At 52.0% G+C, this 23,329-nt stretch carries 20 protein-coding genes; 16 read left to right on the forward strand and 4 right to left on the reverse strand.

The window, feature by feature from the left end; translation table 11 throughout:
- The first annotated feature begins 104 nt into the window (after nucleotides 1–104).
- The 5 genes from BTA51_RS06275 to BTA51_RS06295 all read left to right on the forward strand — a co-directional run bounded on the left by BTA51_RS06275 (nucleotide 105) and on the right by BTA51_RS06295 (nucleotide 9,462).
- Nucleotides 105–1,046, forward strand: coding sequence for an NADP-dependent oxidoreductase (locus BTA51_RS06275; protein WP_094706549.1), 942 nt, complete (start codon nucleotides 105–107; stop codon nucleotides 1,044–1,046).
- A 261-nt stretch (nucleotides 1,047–1,307) separates the two neighbouring features.
- On the forward strand, nucleotides 1,308–2,966 hold the full coding sequence (locus tag BTA51_RS06280; protein WP_246840942.1) for a cytochrome c: 1,659 nt from the start codon (nucleotides 1,308–1,310) through the stop codon (nucleotides 2,964–2,966).
- A gap of 104 nt (nucleotides 2,967–3,070) precedes the next feature.
- Complete coding sequence (locus tag BTA51_RS06285; RefSeq protein WP_246840943.1) at nucleotides 3,071–5,386, forward strand: di-heme-cytochrome C peroxidase; 2,316 nt, start codon at nucleotides 3,071–3,073, stop codon at nucleotides 5,384–5,386.
- Entirely contained in the window at nucleotides 5,383–7,515 is a 2,133-nt protein-coding gene (locus BTA51_RS06290) for a hypothetical protein (RefSeq protein WP_094706550.1), read from the forward strand. The genes BTA51_RS06285 and BTA51_RS06290 overlap by 4 nt, the downstream gene beginning before the upstream one ends.
- Nucleotides 7,516–7,638: 123 nt before the next feature.
- Nucleotides 7,639–9,462 carry a diguanylate cyclase gene (locus BTA51_RS06295; protein ID WP_094706551.1) on the forward strand — a complete coding sequence of 608 codons (1,824 nt, stop codon included), beginning with the start codon at nucleotides 7,639–7,641 and terminating at the stop codon, nucleotides 9,460–9,462.
- Nucleotides 9,463–9,509: 47 nt separating this feature from the next.
- On the opposite strand, the gene BTA51_RS06300 is transcribed toward BTA51_RS06295, so the two are convergent.
- Nucleotides 9,510–10,361, reverse strand: coding sequence for a fructosamine kinase family protein (locus BTA51_RS06300; protein WP_094706552.1), 852 nt, complete (start codon nucleotides 10,359–10,361; stop codon nucleotides 9,510–9,512).
- 357 nt (nucleotides 10,362–10,718) lie between these two features.
- On the opposite strand from BTA51_RS06300, the gene BTA51_RS06310 reads away from it, so the two are divergent.
- The 6 genes from BTA51_RS06310 to BTA51_RS06335 all read left to right on the forward strand — a co-directional run bounded on the left by BTA51_RS06310 (nucleotide 10,719) and on the right by BTA51_RS06335 (nucleotide 16,627).
- A complete protein-coding gene (locus BTA51_RS06310; RefSeq protein ID WP_094706554.1) occupies nucleotides 10,719–11,756 on the forward strand; it encodes an amino acid dehydrogenase in 1,038 nt (345 codons plus the stop codon).
- A 7-nt stretch (nucleotides 11,757–11,763) separates the two neighbouring features.
- Nucleotides 11,764–12,867 (forward strand): pyruvate dehydrogenase (acetyl-transferring) E1 component subunit alpha, encoded by a 1,104-nt coding sequence (gene pdhA / locus BTA51_RS06315; protein ID WP_246840944.1) that lies wholly within the window; start codon nucleotides 11,764–11,766, stop codon nucleotides 12,865–12,867.
- Between the two features lie 12 nt (nucleotides 12,868–12,879).
- Nucleotides 12,880–13,908, forward strand: a complete 1,029-nt coding sequence (locus tag BTA51_RS06320) for an alpha-ketoacid dehydrogenase subunit beta (RefSeq protein WP_094706556.1) — start codon at nucleotides 12,880–12,882, stop codon at nucleotides 13,906–13,908.
- Complete coding sequence (locus BTA51_RS06325) at nucleotides 13,905–15,017, forward strand: dihydrolipoamide acetyltransferase family protein (protein WP_094706557.1); 1,113 nt, start codon at nucleotides 13,905–13,907, stop codon at nucleotides 15,015–15,017. The genes BTA51_RS06320 and BTA51_RS06325 overlap by 4 nt, the downstream gene beginning before the upstream one ends.
- A gap of 513 nt (nucleotides 15,018–15,530) precedes the next feature.
- On the forward strand, nucleotides 15,531–16,196 hold the full coding sequence (locus BTA51_RS06330; protein WP_094706558.1) for a GntR family transcriptional regulator: 666 nt from the start codon (nucleotides 15,531–15,533) through the stop codon (nucleotides 16,194–16,196).
- Nucleotides 16,197–16,213: 17 nt separating this feature from the next.
- Nucleotides 16,214–16,627: a hypothetical protein gene (locus tag BTA51_RS06335; RefSeq protein ID WP_141215554.1), complete on the forward strand. Its 414-nt coding sequence runs from the start codon at nucleotides 16,214–16,216 to the stop codon at nucleotides 16,625–16,627.
- 10 nt (nucleotides 16,628–16,637) lie between these two features.
- Here the strand turns inward: BTA51_RS06335 and BTA51_RS06340 are convergent, their stop codons facing one another.
- Complete coding sequence (locus BTA51_RS06340) at nucleotides 16,638–17,225, reverse strand: hypothetical protein (RefSeq protein ID WP_094706560.1); 588 nt, start codon at nucleotides 17,223–17,225, stop codon at nucleotides 16,638–16,640.
- A gap of 106 nt (nucleotides 17,226–17,331) precedes the next feature.
- Here BTA51_RS06340 and BTA51_RS06345 point away from each other — a divergent pair, with 106 nt between their 5' ends.
- From BTA51_RS06345 to BTA51_RS06365, 5 genes are all read left to right on the forward strand, one after another.
- Nucleotides 17,332–17,889, forward strand: a complete 558-nt coding sequence (locus BTA51_RS06345) for a thioredoxin family protein (RefSeq protein WP_094706561.1) — start codon at nucleotides 17,332–17,334, stop codon at nucleotides 17,887–17,889.
- A 48-nt stretch (nucleotides 17,890–17,937) separates the two neighbouring features.
- Nucleotides 17,938–18,531, forward strand: a complete 594-nt coding sequence (locus BTA51_RS06350; RefSeq protein WP_094706562.1) for an alpha/beta hydrolase — start codon at nucleotides 17,938–17,940, stop codon at nucleotides 18,529–18,531.
- 10 nt (nucleotides 18,532–18,541) lie between these two features.
- Nucleotides 18,542–18,838, forward strand: coding sequence for a DUF2470 domain-containing protein (locus BTA51_RS06355; protein ID WP_094706563.1), 297 nt, complete (start codon nucleotides 18,542–18,544; stop codon nucleotides 18,836–18,838).
- A gap of 36 nt (nucleotides 18,839–18,874) precedes the next feature.
- Entirely contained in the window at nucleotides 18,875–19,681 is an 807-nt protein-coding gene (locus BTA51_RS06360) for a hypothetical protein (protein WP_094706564.1), read from the forward strand.
- A gap of 125 nt (nucleotides 19,682–19,806) precedes the next feature.
- Nucleotides 19,807–19,998, forward strand: coding sequence for a CPXCG motif-containing cysteine-rich protein (locus tag BTA51_RS06365; protein WP_094706565.1), 192 nt, complete (start codon nucleotides 19,807–19,809; stop codon nucleotides 19,996–19,998).
- Nucleotides 19,999–20,064: 66 nt separating this feature from the next.
- Here the strand turns inward: BTA51_RS06365 and BTA51_RS06370 are convergent, their stop codons facing one another.
- Both BTA51_RS06370 and BTA51_RS06375 read right to left on the reverse strand, forming a co-directional pair.
- Complete coding sequence (locus BTA51_RS06370; protein WP_141215555.1) at nucleotides 20,065–20,430, reverse strand: phosphoribosylformylglycinamidine synthase subunit PurS; 366 nt, start codon at nucleotides 20,428–20,430, stop codon at nucleotides 20,065–20,067.
- A gap of 182 nt (nucleotides 20,431–20,612) precedes the next feature.
- Complete coding sequence (locus BTA51_RS06375; RefSeq protein ID WP_094706567.1) at nucleotides 20,613–23,171, reverse strand: ATP-binding protein; 2,559 nt, start codon at nucleotides 23,169–23,171, stop codon at nucleotides 20,613–20,615.
- Nucleotides 23,172–23,329: the final 158 nt, after the last annotated feature.

Genomic DNA, 23,329 nt, shown 5'->3' on the forward strand with positions numbered 1-23,329 from the left:
TACTTCGCCCCTTTCACATAATTAACTGCCAAATTGACGCTTGATAGGGCAACTTTACCATCGGCGCTAAAGGCAAAAAATCAGATAACACCGAAGGCAAGTTCATGAAACAAATCCAGATAGCTGAATTCGGAGCCCCGGACGTACTACAGTGCGTTGAGGTGGAAATTCCCGAACCCCAGGCTCACCAGGTCGTTATCAAAGTGAATGCAATGGGTATCAATCCCATCGATTACAAAACACGTCGCGGGCTTGGCTTTGTTGCCGAAAAAGCAAAATCCAGATTGCCCTGGGTTCCAGGCTATGACGTTGCGGGAGTCGTATACGCAAAAGGCGCTGCCGTCACTGGATGGGAAGAAGGACAACGGGTGTGCGGTATGGTGAATTTTCCATTACCGGCAGGCGGATACAGCGAGTATGTGGTGGCGATGCCTGAAATGCTGGCGGCAATTCCCGATTCAGTCAGCGATACCGATGCTGCCGCATTACCTCTTGCCGGACTGACGGCATGGCAGGGGCTGTATGAAACCGGCAACCTGTGTTCCGGGCAACGCGTTGCCATATTGGCCGCGGCCGGAGGTGTCGGACATATCGCCGCACAGTTGGCCCGCCACAGTGGTGCCCAGGTTTGGGGAACAGCCTCTGTCTCCCACCATGATTTCCTTGAGGAAATGGGCATCAAACCTGTGGATTATCACGATGAAAAATCGCTGGAAAAGCTGAAAGACATGGATTTCGTCTTCGATGCCGTCGGGGGAGAGACCGGAATCCAGGCACTGGACTTTCTGGCAACCGGGGGCACTCTGGTGACACTACCGACCATCACAGCAGAACAGATCATGCAGGCGGCCAAGGAAAGAGGCAAACATGCGCGTGGGTATACTGTCCACCCGGATGCCAAGCAGCTGCAGACACTTCTGGAATATATTGCAGACAAACAACTGCAAATCAATATCCAGAAACGCTTCCCTCTGGAAGAAGCCGCCCAGGCACATGCGCTGTTGGAAAAAGGCCATACGCGCGGAAAAATTATCCTGGCCGTCTAAGGGACCCCGGCCAAAGTTCCAGACGCACTATTTTTAGAACCTCTTTCTTCCGACCCACTTTTTCAGGGCCACTTCAAGCCGCTTTTTCAGGTCCATTTTTACCTCTCCTTGGTAGCCGGCAAGCCCGGCTACCGAGAAATCACCTCAACAAAACCTTTTATCACTTTAAAAACTGAAAAAAATCAGATCTCTACTATAGTTACTCCATCGGTTTTCTTCCTTAACTTTTATTAACCTATTCTGTATCGATGGATCATACGAATGCTGGCAGTATTTAAGAGGTGCGTAACGGTTGCCATTGGCGGCTTATTGATTGGAACCAGTTCCGGATGTGAAGACACACAAGGCTCGACAGCCTCTCCGCCGGACACTCCCTTAACCACTCTCGAACAAGGCTGGGATCAACAGACCCGGGATACCATGCATCATCTCGGTTTCGGCTCCCGGATGCTGCCTTATGATTGGTTCCTCCACCTTGAACAAGCTGGTAGCAATACCCTGATTCGGGATGATGCCTTCCTCGGTAAACTCGGATTCATTCCAGCCAATTCAACCAGTCAGAACCCCGACGCACTACCCGTGGGGTTGAGCAAAGCCGTGGATGACCAGGGCACCACCTGGGTGGGACTGACGTGCACCGCCTGCCACACAGGAAGCTTTACCTACAATAATCAGCAGGTCATTGTGGACGGTGGCGCCGCACTGATTGATTTCCCCACATTCGAAGACAGTGTTATTAAAGCGCTGGAGGCCGTCCAGAAAGATCCCCAGAAGCTGAAAGCCTTTACCGCCAAAGTGATGGGCGGCCCATCAGATGGCAAAGCCCAGGACAAAATGCAGCAAAGCATTAATGCAAGGCTGGTCCAGTTGCAGCAGCGGCAAAAGATGAATCATTCCGATACGGCCTACGGGCACGGCAGACTCGATGCCTTCGGTCAGATATTTAACGCCGTCGCCGCCGGCATGCTCAACATCCCGGAAAATGCGCGTCCGGCAGACGCTCCCGTCAGCTATCCGTTCTTATGGAATGCCCCTCACCTCGATCTGGTGCAGTGGAATGGTTCCGCGCCGAATGCCGGTCCGGGGCCACTTATACAGAACGTGACAACTGCACTGGCAGTTTTTGGCACTGCAGATGTGCAGAACCATTCCGGACTCACCGGCTATCCCAGCTCTGTGGATTTCGAAGCTTTGGGAACTCTGCAGGAGAATTTTTACAAACTGAAAGCTCCCGCATGGCCAGTCGAAGTACTTGGCAAGCTCGATTCGCAGAAGGTCGCCCAGGGCGAACAATTGTACAAAGAGAACTGTGCCGCCTGTCATAAAATCAGCCAGCGCAGCCTCAACGAGCAAGAACTCAAGTCGACTCTGGTGCCGGTGACAGAAGTTGGTACCGATTCCACCATGGTCGAGAACTTTCTGAATGCCACCTCCAAAACCGGCGCATTCGAGGGGCGCAAGCAGTTGGTCTATATAGGCAACACTTTCGGTGCCACAGCCAACACCATTGACCTGGTGGTAAACGCTGCTATCGGAGCCGCCCTGCGTCATCCTCTGGAAGCAACAGTGGATTCAGTCAAAGGCTACCACAAGGTTCTCAGCGCTTCGGTCAATACCAAACCGGATTATTACAAAGCCCGTCCACTAAGTGGTATCTGGGCGACAGCTCCCTACCTGCATAACGGCTCAGTACCCACGGTCTATGACCTTCTGCTACCTCCAGAGCAAAGACCCAAGGATTTCCACGTCGGCAACAGGGAGTTGGACATTAACAAACTCGGCTATCAAACCACGGCCGGAGACAATACCAGTCTCTTCGATACATCCCTGGCAGGAAATGACAACCATGGACATATTTACGGTACTGACCTGACTGATGCCCAGCGCTACGCGTTGATTGAGTACCTGAAAAGTATTTAAAACCCAAAAGTTATAAAAAATTCAGGTGGCAGTGCCCGATTCTCAGGAATCGATCATTGCCCACCTGGGCCACAAATTCAGACGATTATCAACTGAGGTTCACTATGAATTCCCGCGGAATCGGAGGCCACTTCTGGTCATGGTTTGTAAAGGGACTGAAATGGCTGGTTATTTTGGCTCTGGTGCTACTGCTGGCTGCCAGCATTACCTTCGCCTGGTATGTTTTATGGCCGCTTTCCAGCATTCCTCCCCAGGAAAACTTCGACGAACTGGTGTACCTGGACCAGGGATGGGGTGAAACCCGGGATTCAGAGGCTCGCCAGACCTATTACTACACACCCCAAGGCACATCAATGCCTCAGGGGGCCTCAGAAAGCGCCGTACGATACGATTGGTTTTTAAATCTCAGGCTGCCATTCTCCGATCAGCGTTTTGCCGATCCGGATCATATGCGCCGCTATCGTTTCCTGGTCGACCCCGCTCCTTCTGATGAAAACCCTGATCAGCTACCCGTGGGGTTTACCAAACACTTTGATCCCAACACCGGCGACAACGTTCTCGATGTCACCTGTGCCGCCTGCCACAACGGGCAGCTCAGATATACCAAAGACGGCAAAACCTACGCCATCAGGGTAGACGGTGGGCAGGCCATGCATGCGATCAGTGACACCACTCGGGGATCCTTTGCTCCGATGCTGGTGGCGTCTCTTATTTACACTGCGATCAACCCCTTCAAGTTCGACGAGTTTGCCAAAGGCGTTCTCGATGAACGCTATCCAGAGGGTAAGTCCGCACTGCGCAGCAAACTGTGGGCCTCTATCAAACACTTTGTCAGCAGCCCCCAAAACAATCCGCTGAAACACCTGTATCCGGTGGTGGAAGGTTATGGGCGTACTGATGCTCTGGGGCGTATAGGTAACACGGTTTTCGGAGACCATCTGATTGCCGGCAATTATCAGGTTGGTGCTGCTCCTGTCAGTTACCCTTACGTATGGAATATCTGGAAATTTGACTGGGTTCAATACAATGGCTCAGTCGCCCAGCCTCTGGCCCGAAACATCGGTGAGGCATTGGGAGTCGGAGCACGAATCCCATTAATCAACGACACCGGCGGCCCGCTGCCTGCGGAAGAGCGATTCCGTAGCTCGGTGCGTATTGCCGATCTGCAGCGGATCGAACATACCCTGCAGACACTGCAGCCTCCCAAATGGCCGGAGGATCTGTTCGGGAAAATCAATCAATCCCTGGCCTCCCAGGGAGGTCAGTTGTTCGCTCAGCACTGTCAGGGTTGCCACGGCCCTCATCCTGCCAATGCCGCACGCCAGAAATCCCTGGCACCACTGAAACCGTTCCCCGGACTGGAATGGCAAATAGAAGTCATTCCGGTGTCGCATATTGGCACCGATGATTCCACCGCCAAAGGATTCCTGGAACGTCGCTACGATCTGTCAGCGACCGGCGTGACCGACAAAGACATGCAAAGCGCCCTTCGCCCTCTGCTCTACCGGCAGTTGATTCGGGAGGTACGCTTCCGGCTGTCTGACCTGATTGACACTCGTCAGACACAAGGCCTGGATAACGGCTCATTGCCCGAATTGCTGGATCAATACCCCGCAGAGTCACCTGAGGTGGTACTTCCGCAGGCGCTGTTTGCCTCCATTGAGGAAGAAATCTCCCGATTGGTTTCACCGTTACCGGCTATCCCGGATGCGAGAACCACGCCTCCTGAGCCCTATAACTGCAACCTGTCATGTCAAACCGTCGCGTTGCTCTGGAATATGAAACATGGCCAGGAAAACGCTGAAATCCAGATGGAGACCCTGGACATTAGTACGCTGACGGAAGGCGAAGCCCTCAATGTGGTCGGCATCATGATCAAGAACAAGTTTTACCAGGACAACAACGTGGCTTTTGAGGAGCAGCAGTGTCTGGAAGGCTTTGGCACGCTGGATCTTCCACAACAGATTCTGGGATACAAACCCCGACCACTCGAAGGCGTCTGGGCAACTCCGCCGTTCTTGCATAACGGATCAGTTCCCTCCATCTATCAGTTGCTTTCTCCCCCCGAGACCCGCAGCGACATGTTCCTGCTGGGACAACGTGACTATGATCCGGCTAACCTGGGATACCAGCTCATCACTAAAGACAGTGAAGGTGTGAGCAAAGAAGGTTTCTGGATGGACACCAGCATTGACGGTAATCGCAATACCGGTCATGCCTTTGCCGCAGATCCGGATCTGTGGGCTCAGCATCTGAAAGCCCCCAAGGACCATCCGTTACCGACCGGCGTCATTGGCCCGTTGCTGACGCATGACGAACGTATGGCTATATTGGAATACCTGAAGATTCATAAGGACGAACCTGCTACACCAGCCGGTTACAAACCTCCGGAATGCCAATTAATGGGGGCATCACTATGAGCAAAGACAGCCAGGATCAGGCTTCAGAACAGGAAGAACCGCTGTACACCACCAATTTCGAGGACGTTCAGAAACAGGAATCGAATTGGATTAAGAAAAGGCGACATGCAGCGGGTATCAGTGATTCTGAAGCCCCCCTGGTTGGGCTGGGATGTTCCGGTGGCGGAATCCGTTCTGCCACCTTTAACCTGGGCATTCTGCAAGCCCTTTCCCGGCGCGGACTGCTCACTCAGGTAGACTATCTGTCCTCTGTTTCCGGAGGCGGCTATATATCCTCGTGCTTTACCTGGTTACGCTCCCAGATTCCTGTGGATAAACACCAGGATATGGGATCCACCCTGCTTAAAAACGGCCATGGTACGGTTCTGGATTGGCTCAGGGCACATGGCAGCTATCTGATCAACGGCCGGGGGTTTTCCGGCTGGACCCTGGGCGCCGCCATACTGGCAGGAACCCTGCTGAATCTGTTTGTCCTGCTGCCCATCCTGGTTGGATTGCTGGCCGCCGCAAGTAATGACTGGCATATCATTTCATGGCCGTTGTGGCTCCACTTGCCCGGAGCGCGGGCCATCGGTGGTCATGATGGTTTCATGATGATATTGGTCACAGGCCTGCTCAGTCTGGGATTATTTATACTCAGCATTTTCGTATTCGCACTGACCACCACTTCACTTATGCGCAGAATGGTATCGGAAAACTCGGTGCGCATTCTGATGGGACGATTACTAGCCGTTGGCGTCATTGCCACGGCCCTGGGTCTACTGCCCGTATTTGCCGGAGTGGAAGAAATGGTGTTGCACTATTTTGACCACCAGGGGTTGGGTGTACTGACGCGGCACAGCTCTTACATCATACCATTGGTCAGCGGCCTTATTTCCGTGAAGATGGCGCGACAGCGAGCGGGATCCCATATGGGCAATGCACTGGCAATCACCGGTTTATCGCTGTTCTGTTACGGATTGCTCACCGCCCTCTACCACCTATGTGACCATTCCGCTTTTGTGGAAAGTCCCGGTTATTTTACCTGGCTGGCCCTGTCACTGGTGCTGGCACTGATCTGTAATATCAATGGATTGTCTCTGCACAGTTACTATCGCGGAAGACTCACGGACGCCTATATGCCGGTCATTGACGGCGAACCGTCATTTCCGCCACCCTCACAGTTTCTGCTGACCGACATCAAGCCGGAAAACGGCGGTCCTCTGCACATTGTGAATACAACACTGAACACCACCAGTTCAAAACATGAAAAGCTGCGCAGCCGCAATGGCGCATCCCTGTTCCTCAGCCCCCTGTATTGCGGATCTACCGCAACCGGCTACCGGCATACCAGCAACTATCTTGAAGGTCGGATGACCCTGTCCAATGCCTTCGCCATTTCCGGCGCCGCCATTGACCCCAACACCTATGTCACCAGTTCCCGGGCGCTCAGTGTATTGATGGTGCTGATCAATGCCAGACTGGGATTCTGGACCCGCAACCCCAAATCACTTCATCAACATCGCTGGCTGCCGGAATGGTATCGCTTTATGTTCCGGGAAATGCTGGGGGTAGGTTTGTCAGAAACCGAGGCGGATATTCATCTTTCCGATGGCGGTCACTTTGACAACATGGGGCTGTATGAACTGATCAGACGGCAGTGCCGGTATATCATCATTTCCGATGCCAGTGCGGACCCCAACACGACCCTAAGCGATCTTGGCAGAACCATCCAGCGAGTACAGGCCGACTTTGGCGCAGAAGTTGAGCTGGATATTCGTCCTATCACGGACGTCGACAACCAGGGTCGACACAAGAAACCCTATGCTCTGGGAAGCATCACGTACCATGATGGGACCAAAGGACAGCTCTTGTATGTCAAAGCGGTGATCAGTAACTATCCAAGTGCGGATGTATATTCCTACTGGCGCGCCAATCCCAGTTTTCCAGATCAATCAACTGTGGATCAGTTCTTTGACGAAATGCAATTTGACAGTTATCGTCGGCTCGGTCTGGACATACTTACGGCTATGACAACATCAGATACTGGCACAATCGCCGCCTTATTTGACAATTTGTCGGAAAATAATGACCAGATAGATTATTGTAAAAATGAATTTGTGGCTGACATACAAAAAGAGACTGTCTAAACTTAGTCCAAAAGGTCTACAAGGAATTACCTTGAAATAGCTGAGCGAACTCGGTGGAGCAGGAAATCCTATGCCAGCCAGCCACTTCCATGCCTCAAACCGATTAATTAGCCCGGCCATAACATGATCGATGTTGTGATTTTCAAGTCTCGCTGCAGCCCCCCCAAACTCGGTGCACGACAGCCTTTTCTAAAAGGGCTGTTTCTGATCTTATTGTTCCTGGGCTGCCTGAGTGCCGGAGCGGCCGATCCCCAGAAGCCATCGCATGAAGTGGCCCGACCGGTATTGTTAACTTCGGAACTTACCAGCCTGGCATTGGGTCCCCACCTCGATCTCCTGGAAGATAAAACCGGCGAACTGACCTTTGCCGAAGTCCGCGACCCTGCCAATAAAGATCGGTTTCTCCCGATCGGAGACGAATCACCCAATTTCGGATTTACAACATCAACCTGGTGGGCACGGATGAGCTTAATCAATCCTTACCCGGACGCTGTAGATGTTGTATTGAGGCAGGATTATCCACTGATCGATTATCTCGATTTCTGGTCACAGGATAAGAACGGTAACTGGACCAAAATCGCCACGGGAGATAGAACCAACTTTGATACTCGCCCCGTCAACCATCGAGTTTTTCTCTTTCCTGTCAGAGTTCCACCCAACAAAATCCAGACCTTCTATTTCCGCTACAAAACCCAGGGAGCGATGAATATCGGGCTATTCGTCCATTCTCCGCTGGACCTCATGAATCTGATCAGCGAGGAATACCTGGCGCTGGGTATCTACTACGGTGGATTCATCGTGCTGACAATTTACAACCTGATCATGTTTATCACGGTGCGGGAGCGGACCTTTGCCCACTACCTGCTTTATGTGGTGAGCTATGGGTTGTACATGTCCGTACACAACGGCCTAAGTTTCCAATATCTGTGGCCGGACAATACCTGGATGGCCAACCACAGCCTGCTCATTCTTCTCGCGCTGTCACTGACGGGAGGGTTGCAGTTTACCCGATCGATACTAATCTCGCGGGTCGCCTCTCCGAGGCTGGATCGTATTTCTTACTATCTGCAGATTCTCTGCATGGTTTGCATGGCGTTGTCTCCGTTGGTGTCCTACCACACAATGATCATTCCCCTGGCCGTCCTCACCTTGGTGATTGCCGTCCATATATTCGCCATGGCGGTTATTGCCCTGATGAAAGGGTCTGGCGCCTCCCGTTACTACATGGTCGCCTTCTCCTCGTTACTGATTGGGGTGGTGATCTATATGCTGAAAACCTTCGGTATTCTTCCGCACAATGCCTTCACCCAGAATGCGTTCCAGATCGGTTCACTGATCGAGATGGTGCTGCTCAGTCTCGCAGTCGCCAGCCGGCTGAATGAATTCAAGCGCAAAACCTACAAGGATGCCCTTACCCAGCTCTACAACCGGCGCTATTTTGACGATCAGATCAATATAGAATTTGACCGTGCCAGACAGCATGAGCAACCCCTATCCATGGTGGTCATTGATATAGATAACTTTAAACACTTCAACGACACCTTCGGCCACGCCCAGGGAGACAGCGCGCTGAAGACAGTGGCAGGTATTCTCAATGCCACGGTGCGTAAGCCCAATATTCCGTGCCGCTATGGTGGAGAGGAATTCGTTCTGATATTGCCGCAGACCAACCATCATGATGTTTCCGTCCTGGCAGAAAGGATTCGCCGCCGCGTGGAAAAAGGCACAAAGGGTACTTTGAATCTGACCGTCAGCCTGGGCCATGCCACGCTCAGCCGTGATAACTTCATTAGTGCCAACGACTTGTTTGTGGCGGCTGACTTTGCCCTATACACAGCCAAAGAGAATGGCAGGAATCGGGTAATTGATTTCGATATGTGCGAATCCAAACGCACAGGGGAACATTTGCCACCCGAGGCAGTGGAGGAAGTACAAGCGACTCCCTGATGCCTATTCACAGATATAGGATTAGGGGTTACAGGACGATCTGCATTTCAAAAGCGTCTGAGCACACCGCAAACCTGGGAAAGATATCCACCTCCAAAAAGGTTCAGGTGGTTCAACAAATGATAAAGGTTATACAGGGGCAGACGCTCCCGCCAGCCGGTCTCCAGCGGCCAGGCTTCATCATAGGCTTGGTAGAAGGCTTCCGGGAACCCACCAAACAGAGCTGTCATTCCCAGTTCAGCTTCGCGCCAGCCGAAGTACAGTGCCGGATCGATCAATACCGGTTCACCCTCCGGCCCCGTATGAGCATTTCCAGACCACAAATCCCCATGCACTAACGATGCGGGTTGTTCGGGAACCAGGCTCGGAAGGCGATGACATATTCGTTCCAGCTGCTCCATGTCCCCTCGCTTCAGATACCCCTGCTCATGGGCCAGTTTTCCCTGCATCATCAATCGTTGCGCGGCGAAGAAGTGGTAACCATCCCGAATCCACGAATTGGGTTGCAGCGTGGTTCCGCAGAAAGTCGCAAAATCCAATCCGAATTCAGGAGCCGTGTGGCGATGCATTGCGGCCAGCTGCTGACCGAACAGCTCCCAGTAATTGTCTTTTCGTTTGCCAGGCTCCAGGTACTCCAGCAGCAAACAATGATCATCGTAATAATACGCACGGGGAATTCGAATAGCGTCGGTGTCAGCCATTATTTTGAGGGACTTTGCCTCACACTCAAACATGCTTTCATGGGCGTTACGATTGTGCTTTAAAAAGAAGCTCTCTCCCTTATCTGTGCGCACCACGCCCGTGTCGTTGATACAACCGCCGCCAACAGATTCACGCTCCCTGAGACAACCTTTTTCATTATTTTGCAGCCAGCTCTCCAGGCCAGACAATCCGGACATGATGCCCTCCTTTTGATCCCCAAAGTGACGGTTTCTTAATTAGAGGTTTCTCCTTGGCAGCCGATTTCGTTCTATACTGATCAATAAGTGTGCAGTCGTTGCATTATGCCCACGGCCTATCGCAACACTGACCTGGCGGCTCCCCGTGCAACCCACATCCAATGCTGCTACGGCCAGTCCATGCAAGCTTACCCCGCTGTACAACCAATCGGCTGACCACATCGGGGCGTACAATAAAAAGCGCGTTTCCTCTAAATCGAACGCGAGGTTATCACCTTTCACAGTAAAGGTTGAGGTCATCGGCCACAAGCCACTTGTCCCTCTCCTGAATGTGAGTTTCAACAGAGGAGTGCAGTCATGTTTGACCTGCTCGATCATTATCGGGTCAATGAGTTGCATGTCAGAGACGATGCAGCCACTGGCCTCAAGTCATTTATCGCGATTCACAACACCCGCTTCGGACCCGCTTTGGGTGGATGCCGGTTTATCTCCTACACCTCTCCGGACGATGCCTTACTGGATGCACTGCGTCTGGCCAGGGGCATGAGCTACAAAGCCGTGCTTGCAGGAGTCCCTCAAGGGGGTGGCAAATCCGTCATCATGAAACCCAAAGGGCAGTTTGATGCAGAAGCGATCTTTCGCAGCTTCGGACGTTTTGTCGACGACCTCGGTGGCCGCTACATCACCGCTATCGATTCCGGTACCACTGCGAAGGAAATGGACTGGATCAGTAAAGAAACCCGCCATGTCACCAGCACCAGCTCAGAAGACAATCCTTCGAATTATACCGCCCGTGGCGTATTTGAAGGTCTGAAAGCTGCTGTCCGGCATAAACTCGGACAGGATCGGTTAAACGGTATACGCGTGGCAGTTCAGGGCATCGGAAATGTCGGCTACCAGTTGTGCCATCTGCTGCATGAGGCCGGGGCCAGCCTGATCGTCAGCGATATCAACCAGGAAGCAATCAAACGAGCACACCAGGACTTCGGTGCTACAGTGGTATCTGTTGACGAAATCTACAGTGTGGAATGCGACGTGTTCGCTCCCTGCGGACTGGGCTCCATCATCAATGACCAAACCCTTTCTCTTCTCAAATGTGCCGTTGTGGCAGGTTCTGCCAACAATCAGCTGAAACATCATGAGCATGGTCAGTGGCTTCACGATGAAGGGATACTGTATTCGCCGGACTATGTCATCAATGCCGGTGGCCTCGTATATGCTTCTCTGCATCACCTTGGCAAGCCGCAACATCTGATTGAAGAAAAAACCAAACGAATTGCCCATACCCTGTCAGAAATCTTCAAACAATCAGAACAAAAGGATCTGGCCACCAGTGTGATTGCGGACCAACTGGCTGAGCAGCGCCTTTACCAGAAACTTTCCGAAGCGGCTTAGGAGGCGAATGATGATGCAGAAAACTTTCGATTTCTTCGTTCCCTACAATCGCTTCATGAATGAACAGGGACAACTGGAACAAGCCCTGCCTGCCTGGAGTCGAGACCAAAAAAGGTTACTGCAGGCTTATGAGACCATGGTGCTCATCCGCAACTTTGATCAGAAAGCCGTCGCTCTTCAGCGCACCGGCAAGATGGGCACCTATCCCTCGATCCTGGGGCAGGAGGCCATTGGTGTGGCCATCGGTCAAAGCATGCGCAAGGATGACGTCCTCATCCCGTACTATCGGGATCTGCCCGCTCAATATCTCCGGGGAGTGCGACTGGTCGAAACCTTGTTGTACTGGGGTGGCGACGAGCGTGGGAGCTGTTATCAACAATGCCCGGAAGATTTACCCAACTGCGTTCCCATCGCAACCCAGATGTGCCATGCCGCCGGTGTCGCCACCGCATTCAAGATCCGTGGTGAGAAACGCGCTGCCGTGGTGACCTGTGGGGATGGCGCCACCTCCAAAGGTGATTTTCTGGAAAGCCTGAATGTCGCTGGGGTTTGGCAGCTTCCCATGGTGATTGTGGTCAATAACAATCAATGGGCGATCTCAACACCGCGCAAAGTGCAGAGCGCCAGCCAGACAATTGCCCAGAAAGCCATCGGTGCCGGCATTAGCGGCATCCAGGTGGACGGTAATGACTATTTTGCCATCACTGACGCGGTTCAGAACGCGCTGGAAAAAGCACATGCAGGCAAAGGCGCTACATTGATCGAAGCCTTATCTTACCGGTTGGGAGATCACACCACCGCAGATGACGCTACCCGCTATCGCAGCAAAGAGGAACTGAAGGCCGGTTGGGAGAGGGAACCTGTACAGCGTCTTCGGCAATACCTCGTCACTCAGAATCTCTGGTCCGAGGACAAGGAAAAGGCCTTACAGGCCAAAAGCGCCGACATTATTGAGACGGTCGTTCAGGAATACTTCAACACGCCGCCCGAGCCACCGGAATCCATGTTTGATCATCTGTTTGCCGACATGCCGGCGACGCTGGTGGAACAAAGGATCGAAGCCAAATCACTGGCCGGATACACAGACAACCAGCCCGGTTCTCATCATTAGGAGGTGGTCAAGATGAATGTTGCAGCAAAATCAGCCACCACTGATGCCAGTGTGGTTACCCGCAAGGTCACCATGGTCGAAGCCGTCAACATGGCGTTGGCCAGGGCCATGCATGAAGACGAAAATGTCGTGGTCATGGGGGAAGATGTCGGGATAAACGGAGGCGTTTTTCGTGCGACCGTTGATCTACGGGAAGAGTTTGGCCTGAAACGCGTCATGGACACACCGCTTGCCGAAACCCTGATTGCAGGTATGGCCGTCGGCATGGCAGCACAGGGTATCCGTCCTGTGGCGGAAATCCAGTTCATGGGATTTATCTATGCCGCCATGGAACAAATGGTCAGCCACGCCAGCCGAATGCGGAACCGAACCCGCGGCCGGTTAAGCTGCCCCATGGTACTCAGAGCGCCGTTTGGCGGCGGTATCCACGCCCCCGAACATCATAGCGAAAGTACTGAAACCCTGTTTGCCCACATTCCCGGCCTGAGAGTGGTCATCCCAAGCTCTCCCAAAAGGGCATACGGACTCTTGCTGGCAGCGATCCGCAATAACGATCCGGTCGTGTTCCTGGAGCCCAAGCGTATATACCGGGCAAGTTCGCAGGAAGTGGCCGATGACGGCCGGTCTCTTCCGCTGGACACCTGTTTTACCCTGAGGGAAGGTACTGATATTACCCTGGTATCCTGGGGAGCCATGATTCAGGAAACACTGCAGGCAGCCGATCAGCTGGCGGAACAGGGCATCAGTGCAGAAGTCATCGATGTCGCTTCAATTTCCCCGCTGGATATGGTCACCATCAACTCCTCTGTCGCCAAAACCGGTCGTTGCTGCATTATTCACGAAGCAGCCCGATCCAATGGGGTAGGCGCGGAAATAGCCGCCGGCCTGGCAGAATCAGCACTGTTCGATTTGAAAGCGCCGGTGAGCCGGGTCACGGGATATGACACGGTCATGCCTTATTTCCGCAACGAAATGCACTATATACCCACTGTTGAGCGAATCTGCGAAGCGGCCACGGTGCTTATGGAGGAAGCCATATGAAGTTCTTCAAACTACCGGACCTGGGCGAAGGACTGGCAGAAGCCGAGATCGTTGCGTGGCATGTTAAAGAGGGGGACGAGGTAAAAACCGATCAGCTCCTGGTATCCGTGGAAACGGCCAAAGCCATCGTCGAGGTTCCCTCTCCCCAGAATGGGACGATTGCCGCCTTATTTGGAGACGCCGGAGACGTCATTCACGTGGGTGAACCGCTGGTGGAATTCCAGGGTGCCGGAGAGGATACCGGCACGGTGGTTGGCGAGTTAAAAAGGGCCACCAGCATCACGGAGGACCACTTTATCATCGGCGCCGCCTCCCAACAGAGCTCCTCCCACCGGGCACGTGCGACACCTGCCGTCAGAGCTCTGGCCAAACGGCTGGGAGTGGATCTGAATCTGGTTAAACCTTCTCAAGGGGATGTAATTTCCGCTCTGGATGTGGAGAAAGCGGCCGAGATGCAATCCAGTTTTGGAGAAGCAGAACCGCTCCGGGGCGTCCGTAGAACCATGGCCAGGAATATGGCCAAATCCCATGCGGAGGTGGTGCCGGTTTCTCTTTATGATGACGCTGATATCCATGACTGGCCGGGCGATACCGACATTACCATGCGTCTGGTTCATGCGATCGCAGGCGCCTGCCAGGCCTCACCGGCGCTCAATGCCTGGTTCGATGGCCATGGGCCTTCCAGGCGACTGTTTGAAGCCGTGCATATCGGCATCGCCGTTGACTCAGAGGACGGACTGTTTGTTCCGGTGCTCAGGGACGTCAACACCCGGAAACTGAATGATCTTCGTAAGGGGCTCAATGCGATGCGCGCTGATATCAAGGCCCGCAAGATTCCACCCCAGGAAATGCAGGGAGCGACCATTACATTGTCCAACTTCGGTACCATGGCAGGTCGCTATGCCAGCCCTATCGTAGTACCGCCGCAGGTTGCCATTATTGGCGCAGGTGTTATTCGTGAGGAAGTGGTCGCCAAAAACGGCGAAATGCAGATCCGGCGCAGGCTGCCGCTGTCCCTTACTTTCGACCACAGAGCGGCTACTGGAGGAGAAGCGGCAAGATTTTTGGCCGCAATGGTAAAAGATTTAGAACGGGCTACACTTAGTTAAAGGACGAGAGAAACCCTCGCCAGACACGCCACGATTGCTCTCGTACGTGTGTAGTCGGCGAAGGTCGTTCTTTATCTGCTGCGCTTAGCGGGGTCCTGTCAGGCTCCGCTTTTTTTTGTCTGATCGAAATGAGTCACAGAACATCGATCACAGAAACAGGTTATCGGCATAAAAACCGCAGACTTTAGGAATAAATGGAACATCCCCGCCACTCACCCCAATCAACAGTTCAAAACCCTTCACATCTGTGCCAGTATTTCATCCGACACCCAAAAACAATAACAACCGCCCTTATGCAGTATCCGGGGGTGCCGCAGCTTGCTAATTACCCCACATGTATTTTACTTGGTAGGAGTTGAGACCGAGCAGGAGTTTAAAACCAAGTAGGTGTTTAAAAACCAGGTAAGTATTTAAAAACCGAGTAGGTATTTAAAAACCAAGTAGGTATTTAAAAACTAAGTAGGTGTTAAACCCGAGCATCGCTGCCCTGAATAGTAGTAATACGGAGCCCGAATGAGCTTTAAGCCCAAGGAGACCCTGACAGAACAGGTCGCCCAGCATCTTGAAAATATGATTGTCCTTGGCCAGTTACAGTCTGGTCAGAGAATTTACGAAAACGCCATGGCCAAGGAACTTGAAGTCAGCCATGGGTCGATCCGCGAAGCGTTATTGTTGCTGGAAAAACGCTACCTCGTTACTAACATCACCCGCAAGGGGACATTTGTCACGGAACTCAACGAGCAGTTTGTCTCCAGCCTGTATGAAACCCTATTACTTATTCTCGGGCACACGGGAGCCAAGCTGGTCCGCGGTTGGCAAACTCACGACATGGAACGCATGGAATCCCTTTATACCCAGATGAATGCCTGTTTTGAAAAAGGGGATCTGCTGAATTTCCATAATCTGGGCATTGAATATACCCAGGCCTCTTTGGCTTATGCGGACAATCCATTTCTGGTGAATATGATCAACGATCTGTGGCCGTCAGCAAAAAGATGCAGTTTTCTGGCATTGAGGCAGGGTCCGGCGGTGATTCATGACAGCCTGGAGTATATGCGAGCCTCCCTGGATGCAATAAAACAACATAATGAAGCCGGGCTTCAATCTATACTAGAATCATATGCCCAAGGCCAATGCCAACTGATCATCGAATGTATTCGCGCTCAAACCCGTCAATGATAATGAACGTAATGCCCATGGCAGAATCACGGATTCTGTATCTTGCCGCCTTGTCCCTTCTCCTGGTTATGCAGGGCTGCTCAATCGCCCCCACAGGAAAAGCTCAGCCAGAGCCACTTGTCATTGCTCCCGAACCACAGGTTGAGGAAATACCTTCGAAACCTGTCGAAACGATCATCGAAACCAAATCCGCTCCAATAGAACAACAGGCCAGTAATTGCGTCTTTCACCCTAACAAGGGGATCGCCGAGGTGGAAAGTGTGGAGCAGGGCAAATGGATGATGAGGTTTTATCCGGGGGATATCGCTTTTATCCACCATTCGGAAAACGGTGAGACCCAGCCGGGAGAGGAATTCCGCGCCTTACGCTATTCCCATACCAGTGGGCCCTGTGATGAAGACTATTTTGAAATATTGGGGGCGTTTAACTGATCTCTCTTGTTCAATTATCAAGTTTGAGATGACTGGTGTCCGGTGCAGGAGGCGGAGCCGGGGCTTTCTTCTGTCCCATATCACTTCCAGCGGGTGCCAGACTAAGATGGCTGGTATCCGGTTCAACGGTAGGCAGATCATCAGCTTCCTCAGCTAATTGAGTCCCCGCCGGCGCCACATCCCAAGAGACATCCTGTAAAATCGTATCCACTTTTTCTCCTGCCACAGGTAGTGCACCTGGTGGTGTCTGAACACCTTTACCGCCTTCTTTCGCAGGTGGTCTTGCTTCCGCAGATGGCACTGCCTGGGAAGGCGGCTGTGGAGACGGCGCAGGCTTTGCGGCAGCCGATGCTTCAGCAGGAGCAGGCTGGCCCATCATACGCAGTTCACATCGGGCACCATTTTTCTTCAGGATAGCCAGATATTTGTTTGCCGTCGCTTCATCCAGACGGTTACGCAATACCACCGAGCGACCGGAAAACATCTGCTCCACCTGTGCCGGTGAAGCTTTGAATAGATTCGCAACATTCTGTTTGACCTGTGCCAGGTCAAAACCGTCTATCAGTTGACCTGAAAAAACCAATTCGTATTGGGCCACGCTCTTCTCCCCTCTGTTTCGTTTAATGTTAAACTCTGAACATCAAGATCGCCAGTGAACCACATTTCCTAATGCCCCAATTCCAATAGAAACAAGGAGCGATTCCATGGCATTAACCGCATCCAACATGCTTCCCCTGGGCACCAAAGCGCCCAACTTCAATCTGCCGGATCAGCAGGGATATCACTGGTCTTTGGCGGATTTCAGTGATGACAAAGCATTACTGGTCATGTTCATCTGTAATCATTGTCCCTATGTCGTACACCTGAAATCCGCACTGGCAAAATTCGCCCGGGAGTATAGTGATAAAGGACTGGGTATTATTGCGATCAACGCCAATAACGCAGATGCCTATCCGGCTGACTCGCCACAAAACATGGCCCTGGAAATCGAGCGTTATGGCTATGTATTTCCTTATGTTTACGATGAAACCCAGGAGGTTGCCAAATCCTACGATGCAGCCTGCACACCGGATTTTTTCCTCTTCGACGGTGACCGCAAACTGGTGTATCGTGGTCAATTCGATGGCAGCAGGCCCGGGAATAATGTGCCCGTCACCGGTGAAGATCTGCGGGATGCAGTGAATCAGATACTGGCTGGTCAGTCGGTAATTGGAGAACAGACTCCCAGTATGGGCTGCAACATCAAGTGGCGGGATGACTAGATCAATGTTCATGCGAGACGGTAATCACCGTCTGCTTAGGGGGACATCTTGGGACATGTAATATTTTCTCACGGCAAGGAAAGCGGTCCCTGGGGAAGCAAAATCCGGTACCTCTCGGAACTTGCCCTCAAGCTTGGATACACTTTCGAGACCATCGATTATCAGGGCATGCATGACCCTGACCAACGTGCGGAAAAGCTATTGGCTCACCTGCGGGAATCCGATCCTCACCGTAGCCCTCTGGTACTGGTCGGTTCCAGTATGGGCGCTTATGTTTCGCTGGTCGCATCCCACCAATATTCAGTAAAAGGCCTATTCCTGCTTGCACCAGCCCTGGGACTCCCTGAATATCGACATCCCCTGATTCAACCGGTTGCTGATTTTACAGAAGTCGTTCACGGCTGGTCCGATCATCTGATCCCCGCAGCAACCGTCAGTGAGTGGAGCCAACAACATCAATGCACCCTGCATCTGGTCAATGACGGTCACCGCCTTCAACAGGCCTTGCCTCAACTGGGCTTCTGGTTTTCCCAGTTTCTGGAGCATATTAACCGGGTAGAAGGGGTTACAAACCGGGTGGAGGGGGTCACAGGCCTGACGGATAACTCCCACCACTCTATATCAACCGCGACACAAAGCTGAGAGGCCATCCATGCCATTAACTCCCGATGAGATCACTTCGATAGTCGACCACATGAACCAGGACCATGCCGATACCATCGTGAATTATGTGCGCTATTACGGAGGTGTCGACGGCGTCATTTCGGCCAGCCTGCATAGCATTAACCAGAATGAAATATATATCGATGTGGTGGCTCACAGCTTGTCTTGCCGGCTGGCCATCCCCCTCATTCGTCCTCTGACAAGTGTGACAGATGCCCGTATCATTCTGGTGGAAATGGCCAAGCAGGCACGATCGGGATTGCATGACGAAGCCGAACAAAAGTAACTCGATCACTTCGTCTCACCCACTGACATTATCCACATGACAGACGCGAGTGATATGGCCATCCAATTGAGCAAAATCCTGGTCACCATCGCTACCGTGATGGGACTGGCCTGGATTGCCGAGAGAGTCAGCACACGGGTCGCCGGTGTTCTGGCAGGCTTTCCTCTGGGCACTGCCATTGCGCTGGCCTACATCGGTATCGAACAGGGACCGGAATTCGCCGCTGTCAGTGCCCGCCATACATTACTGGGGTTTATTGCCGCCCAGGTCATGACAACTTTCTACTGGTTGTGCCTGAGATTTCGATACCATGTGGTCATCGCTCCAGCCGCAGCCGTTGCCGCATTCGCCGTCACCAATGGCCTGTTAAGCCTTATTTCAGGGGACCTGGCCAGCAACTTTGTTCTGGTGGTGCTGGCAACGATTGGATTCGGTTTCTGGTATCGGATAATTCCCAATCAGAACATACAACAGGCGATCAATCTGTCGACTCTGGCAGTATTGGTGAGAGGGGCCATCTCAGCCTGCTGCGTGGTGGCCGTAACCTTGTTAGCCTATCTTGGAAGCAGCACTATTGCCGGATTGTTTGCGGCTTTCCCGATCACGTTCTTCCCCTTGCTGTTCATTATCCATATCAACTATGGACAACAACCCGTCTACACCCTGATCAGATACTATCCCCTGGGGCTCGGCTCGCTGATTATTTACAGCCTGCTAGTGGCTCTGAGCTACGATTCCTGGGGGATAGCAGCTGGAACGGCTATCGGATTGGCTGGAGCAATTGCCTATCTGGGTGCTTACCACCAACTGAGAAAATGGCTATCCGCTGAGCGCACTGCTTGATGGGGAGGCTTCCGCTGCTATAACCAGTCACCAAAAATCCTTTTGCCCCCGATAATAAATCTTGCAATTGGTTATTTTTTAATCTATCCAATTAGAATGGGTAAAGAGTATGGCGGGCTGGCCAGATGTTGAGTTATCGAGAAATATGTTGTCCCTATTGCGGGGAAACCCAGACGGTGACCCTGGATTGCAGTGCGGAAGTACAGGATTATTACGAGGACTGCCGTGTTTGCTGCCGTCCCATATCCGTACACGTGATATGCAATTATGAAGGTGAAGTGGAAACCCTGGTCATTAAGACCGAGAACGAAGTATAGGTTATAAAGCCTGTTGCCCACGCGAATGGATGAAAACCTGCATGGGCTATTGGGTTACCGCTTGACCTACAGGCAATCAAACTGGCTGGTTTCATCAAACGCCACTGAAACCATGTCATACCCCAACTCGGACAAATCTTTTAGCAGCGGACGGTTGCTGATGATTTTCCGGCATATGAATTCCACTTTGGCGACCGCTTCATCATCTGCCAATCTGGCCTTATCCGCCCGGAAGTCCAGAACAATATACTTACTGGCCCCATAAGCATCTGCACGAACATGTTCAACACTCTGGTATCCGATCAGATACACATCATTCGTTTGTTGATCAATATCCGCCAACGCCGCATGCAACACCGAATAGGGTGCAGCGAATACATTGGATGACAACATCAGAAGTGTACTTAGGAATGTGATGATTAACTTTCGCATGGCGTCCTCGCGTTGTAACAGTTTGTTACAGACCATGAGGACATACTAGTTTGAATTTCTGGGTAATTCAGCCTATTTGAATAGCTGTTTTTCAATTATTCACAATGCTGACAATGACTTGCCGCACCTTTGATGTATTTTCGCCAAATTTCCGTCATAAACAGCAAATGGCTGAAACTTCATCAGATTTTCATAGAGGCTTCATCCAGGCAAAGCGACCATTCCTGAGCCAACATTTCCACTTGGGTGGGATAGGAAGATAGTTGCGTCTGCAATCCCTGCAAATCGAATTGAGCGACCAAACCCTGCAGGGTTTGAGCGTATTCATTCAGACCATCAATGTCATATTCATGGGCTCTTTCAGATATGCGTTCAGCAAATTCCTGAACCCTTTGCAGATCCCCACTGTCCTTGAGATCCTCCCATTCAGACCAGAGGACTCCGCGCAGCTCTTCCAAAATCATACGTTTTTGCACAATCCGGGTTTCCAAATTGACTTTGCTGTCGGTCTTTTTGGACTTGTCTTTTTCCGGCGCGGCCTTTTCCTCTTTTTCTTTCTCTTTTTCCTTATCCTTGATTTTCCCTTTGGCAGTAGAGGACTGTAACGGCAGATACTTGGCTACGGCGCCAAACAGAACAGCCCGTTCAATCGGCTTGCGCAGGGCGTCAGCAAACCCAAGTTTTGACATACGCCGGCTCTCATCTGCCAGCGTTGAACCAGTGAGGGCTATGACCGGAATATCATAAAGGTCGTCATGCTCTTTGATGATCCGGGTAGCATCATAGCCATTCATATCCGGCATCCGTAGATCCATCAGGATAAGATCAGGATGTTCACTCGCCGCCAGATTGACCCCGGCACGGCCATCCAAAGCCTCGATTACCGTCAAATTGGTGCCCTGGAAATATTCTTTGATCAGCTGCCGGTTCATATCCACATCATCGACCACAAGAACCTTGGCAGCCTTGAACTTGGGCGGCTTCACACTCTTCATTTCTGAAGACAGTTCTTCCTGGCGGCTACTCACCGCCACATGATGCAAGCGGATTTCGAAATGCGAGCCATGACCGAGGGAACTTCTTATCCCGATTTCCCCGTTCATCATCTCAATCAGCTTCTTACTGATTGCCAGTCCCAGCCCGGTTCCCCCGTACTGGCGGCTGCTCTGGCCTTCATGCTGCTCAAATGCGTTAAAGATCCTGGCCTGCTGGTCCTGGGCGATACCGATGCCGCTGTCCTCGACACCGATAATTAACTCCACAAAGCCTTCCTCGCCCGGCAGCGTGGTAGCGGAGGCACTCAACTCGATATAGCCGGCGTGAGTAAATTTGATCGCATTGCCCACCAGATTAAAAATGATCTGCCGCAGTCTGACCTCATCCAGCACCAGCGAGTGAGGCAACTCTTCAGACAGTTTGATTTTCAGTTCCAGGTTTTTCTGGGCAATCCGGGCAGAGAAGATCTGCGCGACATCCTGCAGCAATCGATGAGGATCCACTGGGGCATATTCAATCCTGAGCTTGCCGGATTCGATCTTGGAAAGGTCCAGAATGTCGTTAATGATGGTTAGCAGCGCCCGACTGCCTTTCTTGATAGCATCCAGATAGGACTTCTGCTTGCCGTCGGCGACCAGTCCCTCGAGCAATTCCGTGTATCCTATCACCGCATTCATTGGCGTGCGGATTTCATGAGACATGTTGGCCAGGAATTCACTCTTGGCCTTGTTGGCCGAATCCGCAGCCTGGGCCAGATGTTCGGCCTGTTTCATTGCCGCGCGCAAGCGCTCTTCACTTTTTCGCAAGGCTTCTTCGGAACGAATCCGTTCCGCAACTTCGTGGGATAACTTACGGTTCCAGTACAGGAAGATAATGATAACCACAATGGCCACCGTCGTAATCCGCCAGACCAGGGTGTAATCGATTTCCTCTTCGTAGCTGAACGTAATCCACTTTTTATAAATCGACTCCCGTTCATCCGGGGTAATGGTTTCCAGACCTTTATCCAGAATCCGTGTCAGAATCGGCCAGTCCGCCCGCACCCCAAACGCAATATCGTTAGTGTAGGGGGTAATGCCGGTCAGCTTGATATTACTGACTCCCAGATGGTTTACCAGATAGCTGATACTGGGAATATTACTGATCAGGATGTCGATATCCCCGTTTGACACACCAAGAAGCCCTTCTTCCAGTGTATCCACAAACACCAGATTCAGGTTGGGATGGCTGATCAGCAAAAAATCCTGACTGGCATAGTCTTTCACCACCGCGACTTTTTCATCACCCAATTCTTCCAGTGAGCCGATAAACCGGGTTTCTTCACGCACAGCCATAACAATGGGGTAGGACAGATAATATTCAGAAAACAGCATGCGGCCTTCGCGGCGCGGAGTCACCGAAACCGCAGCGATCACGTCCAACTCATTGGTAGTGACAGCATCAAGGGTCTCAGACCAGTTGCTTCTGACTTTGCGCTCGAACTGGTAGCCAAGCCGCTGTTCCAGCAATTGTACATAGTCAGCCACAATGCCCTGATAGTTACCTTCCTCATCCACCATTTCAAATGGCGGCCAATGGGGATCACCGGCAATTCGAATGTTGGGATGAGCCTTTAGCCACGAGCGCTCGAAAGGCGTCAGGATATCCGGTGTTTCCTCTTCATCAGTCTCAGCAGACACAACGGCAGGAAACACCGCAGCAAATGCCACGATGATAAGGATGGTGAAAAAAGACCTGAATTTCATATAACTGGATTACTGGGCAAGTTCATTTCTCCGCCTGGCCTGCTGGGCTCCAGGTTGCCGTTATTATGGCACGTTTATCCGGATGAGGCATGCTAACCGCCATACCGGCACAAAAGCTGAGGTAGGTCTATAAACTTTGGACTACGCTTAGGGAAAGC

It is taken from the genome of Hahella sp. CCB-MM4 (assembly GCF_002260525.1).
Classification (GTDB): domain Bacteria; phylum Pseudomonadota; class Gammaproteobacteria; order Pseudomonadales; family Oleiphilaceae; genus Hahella.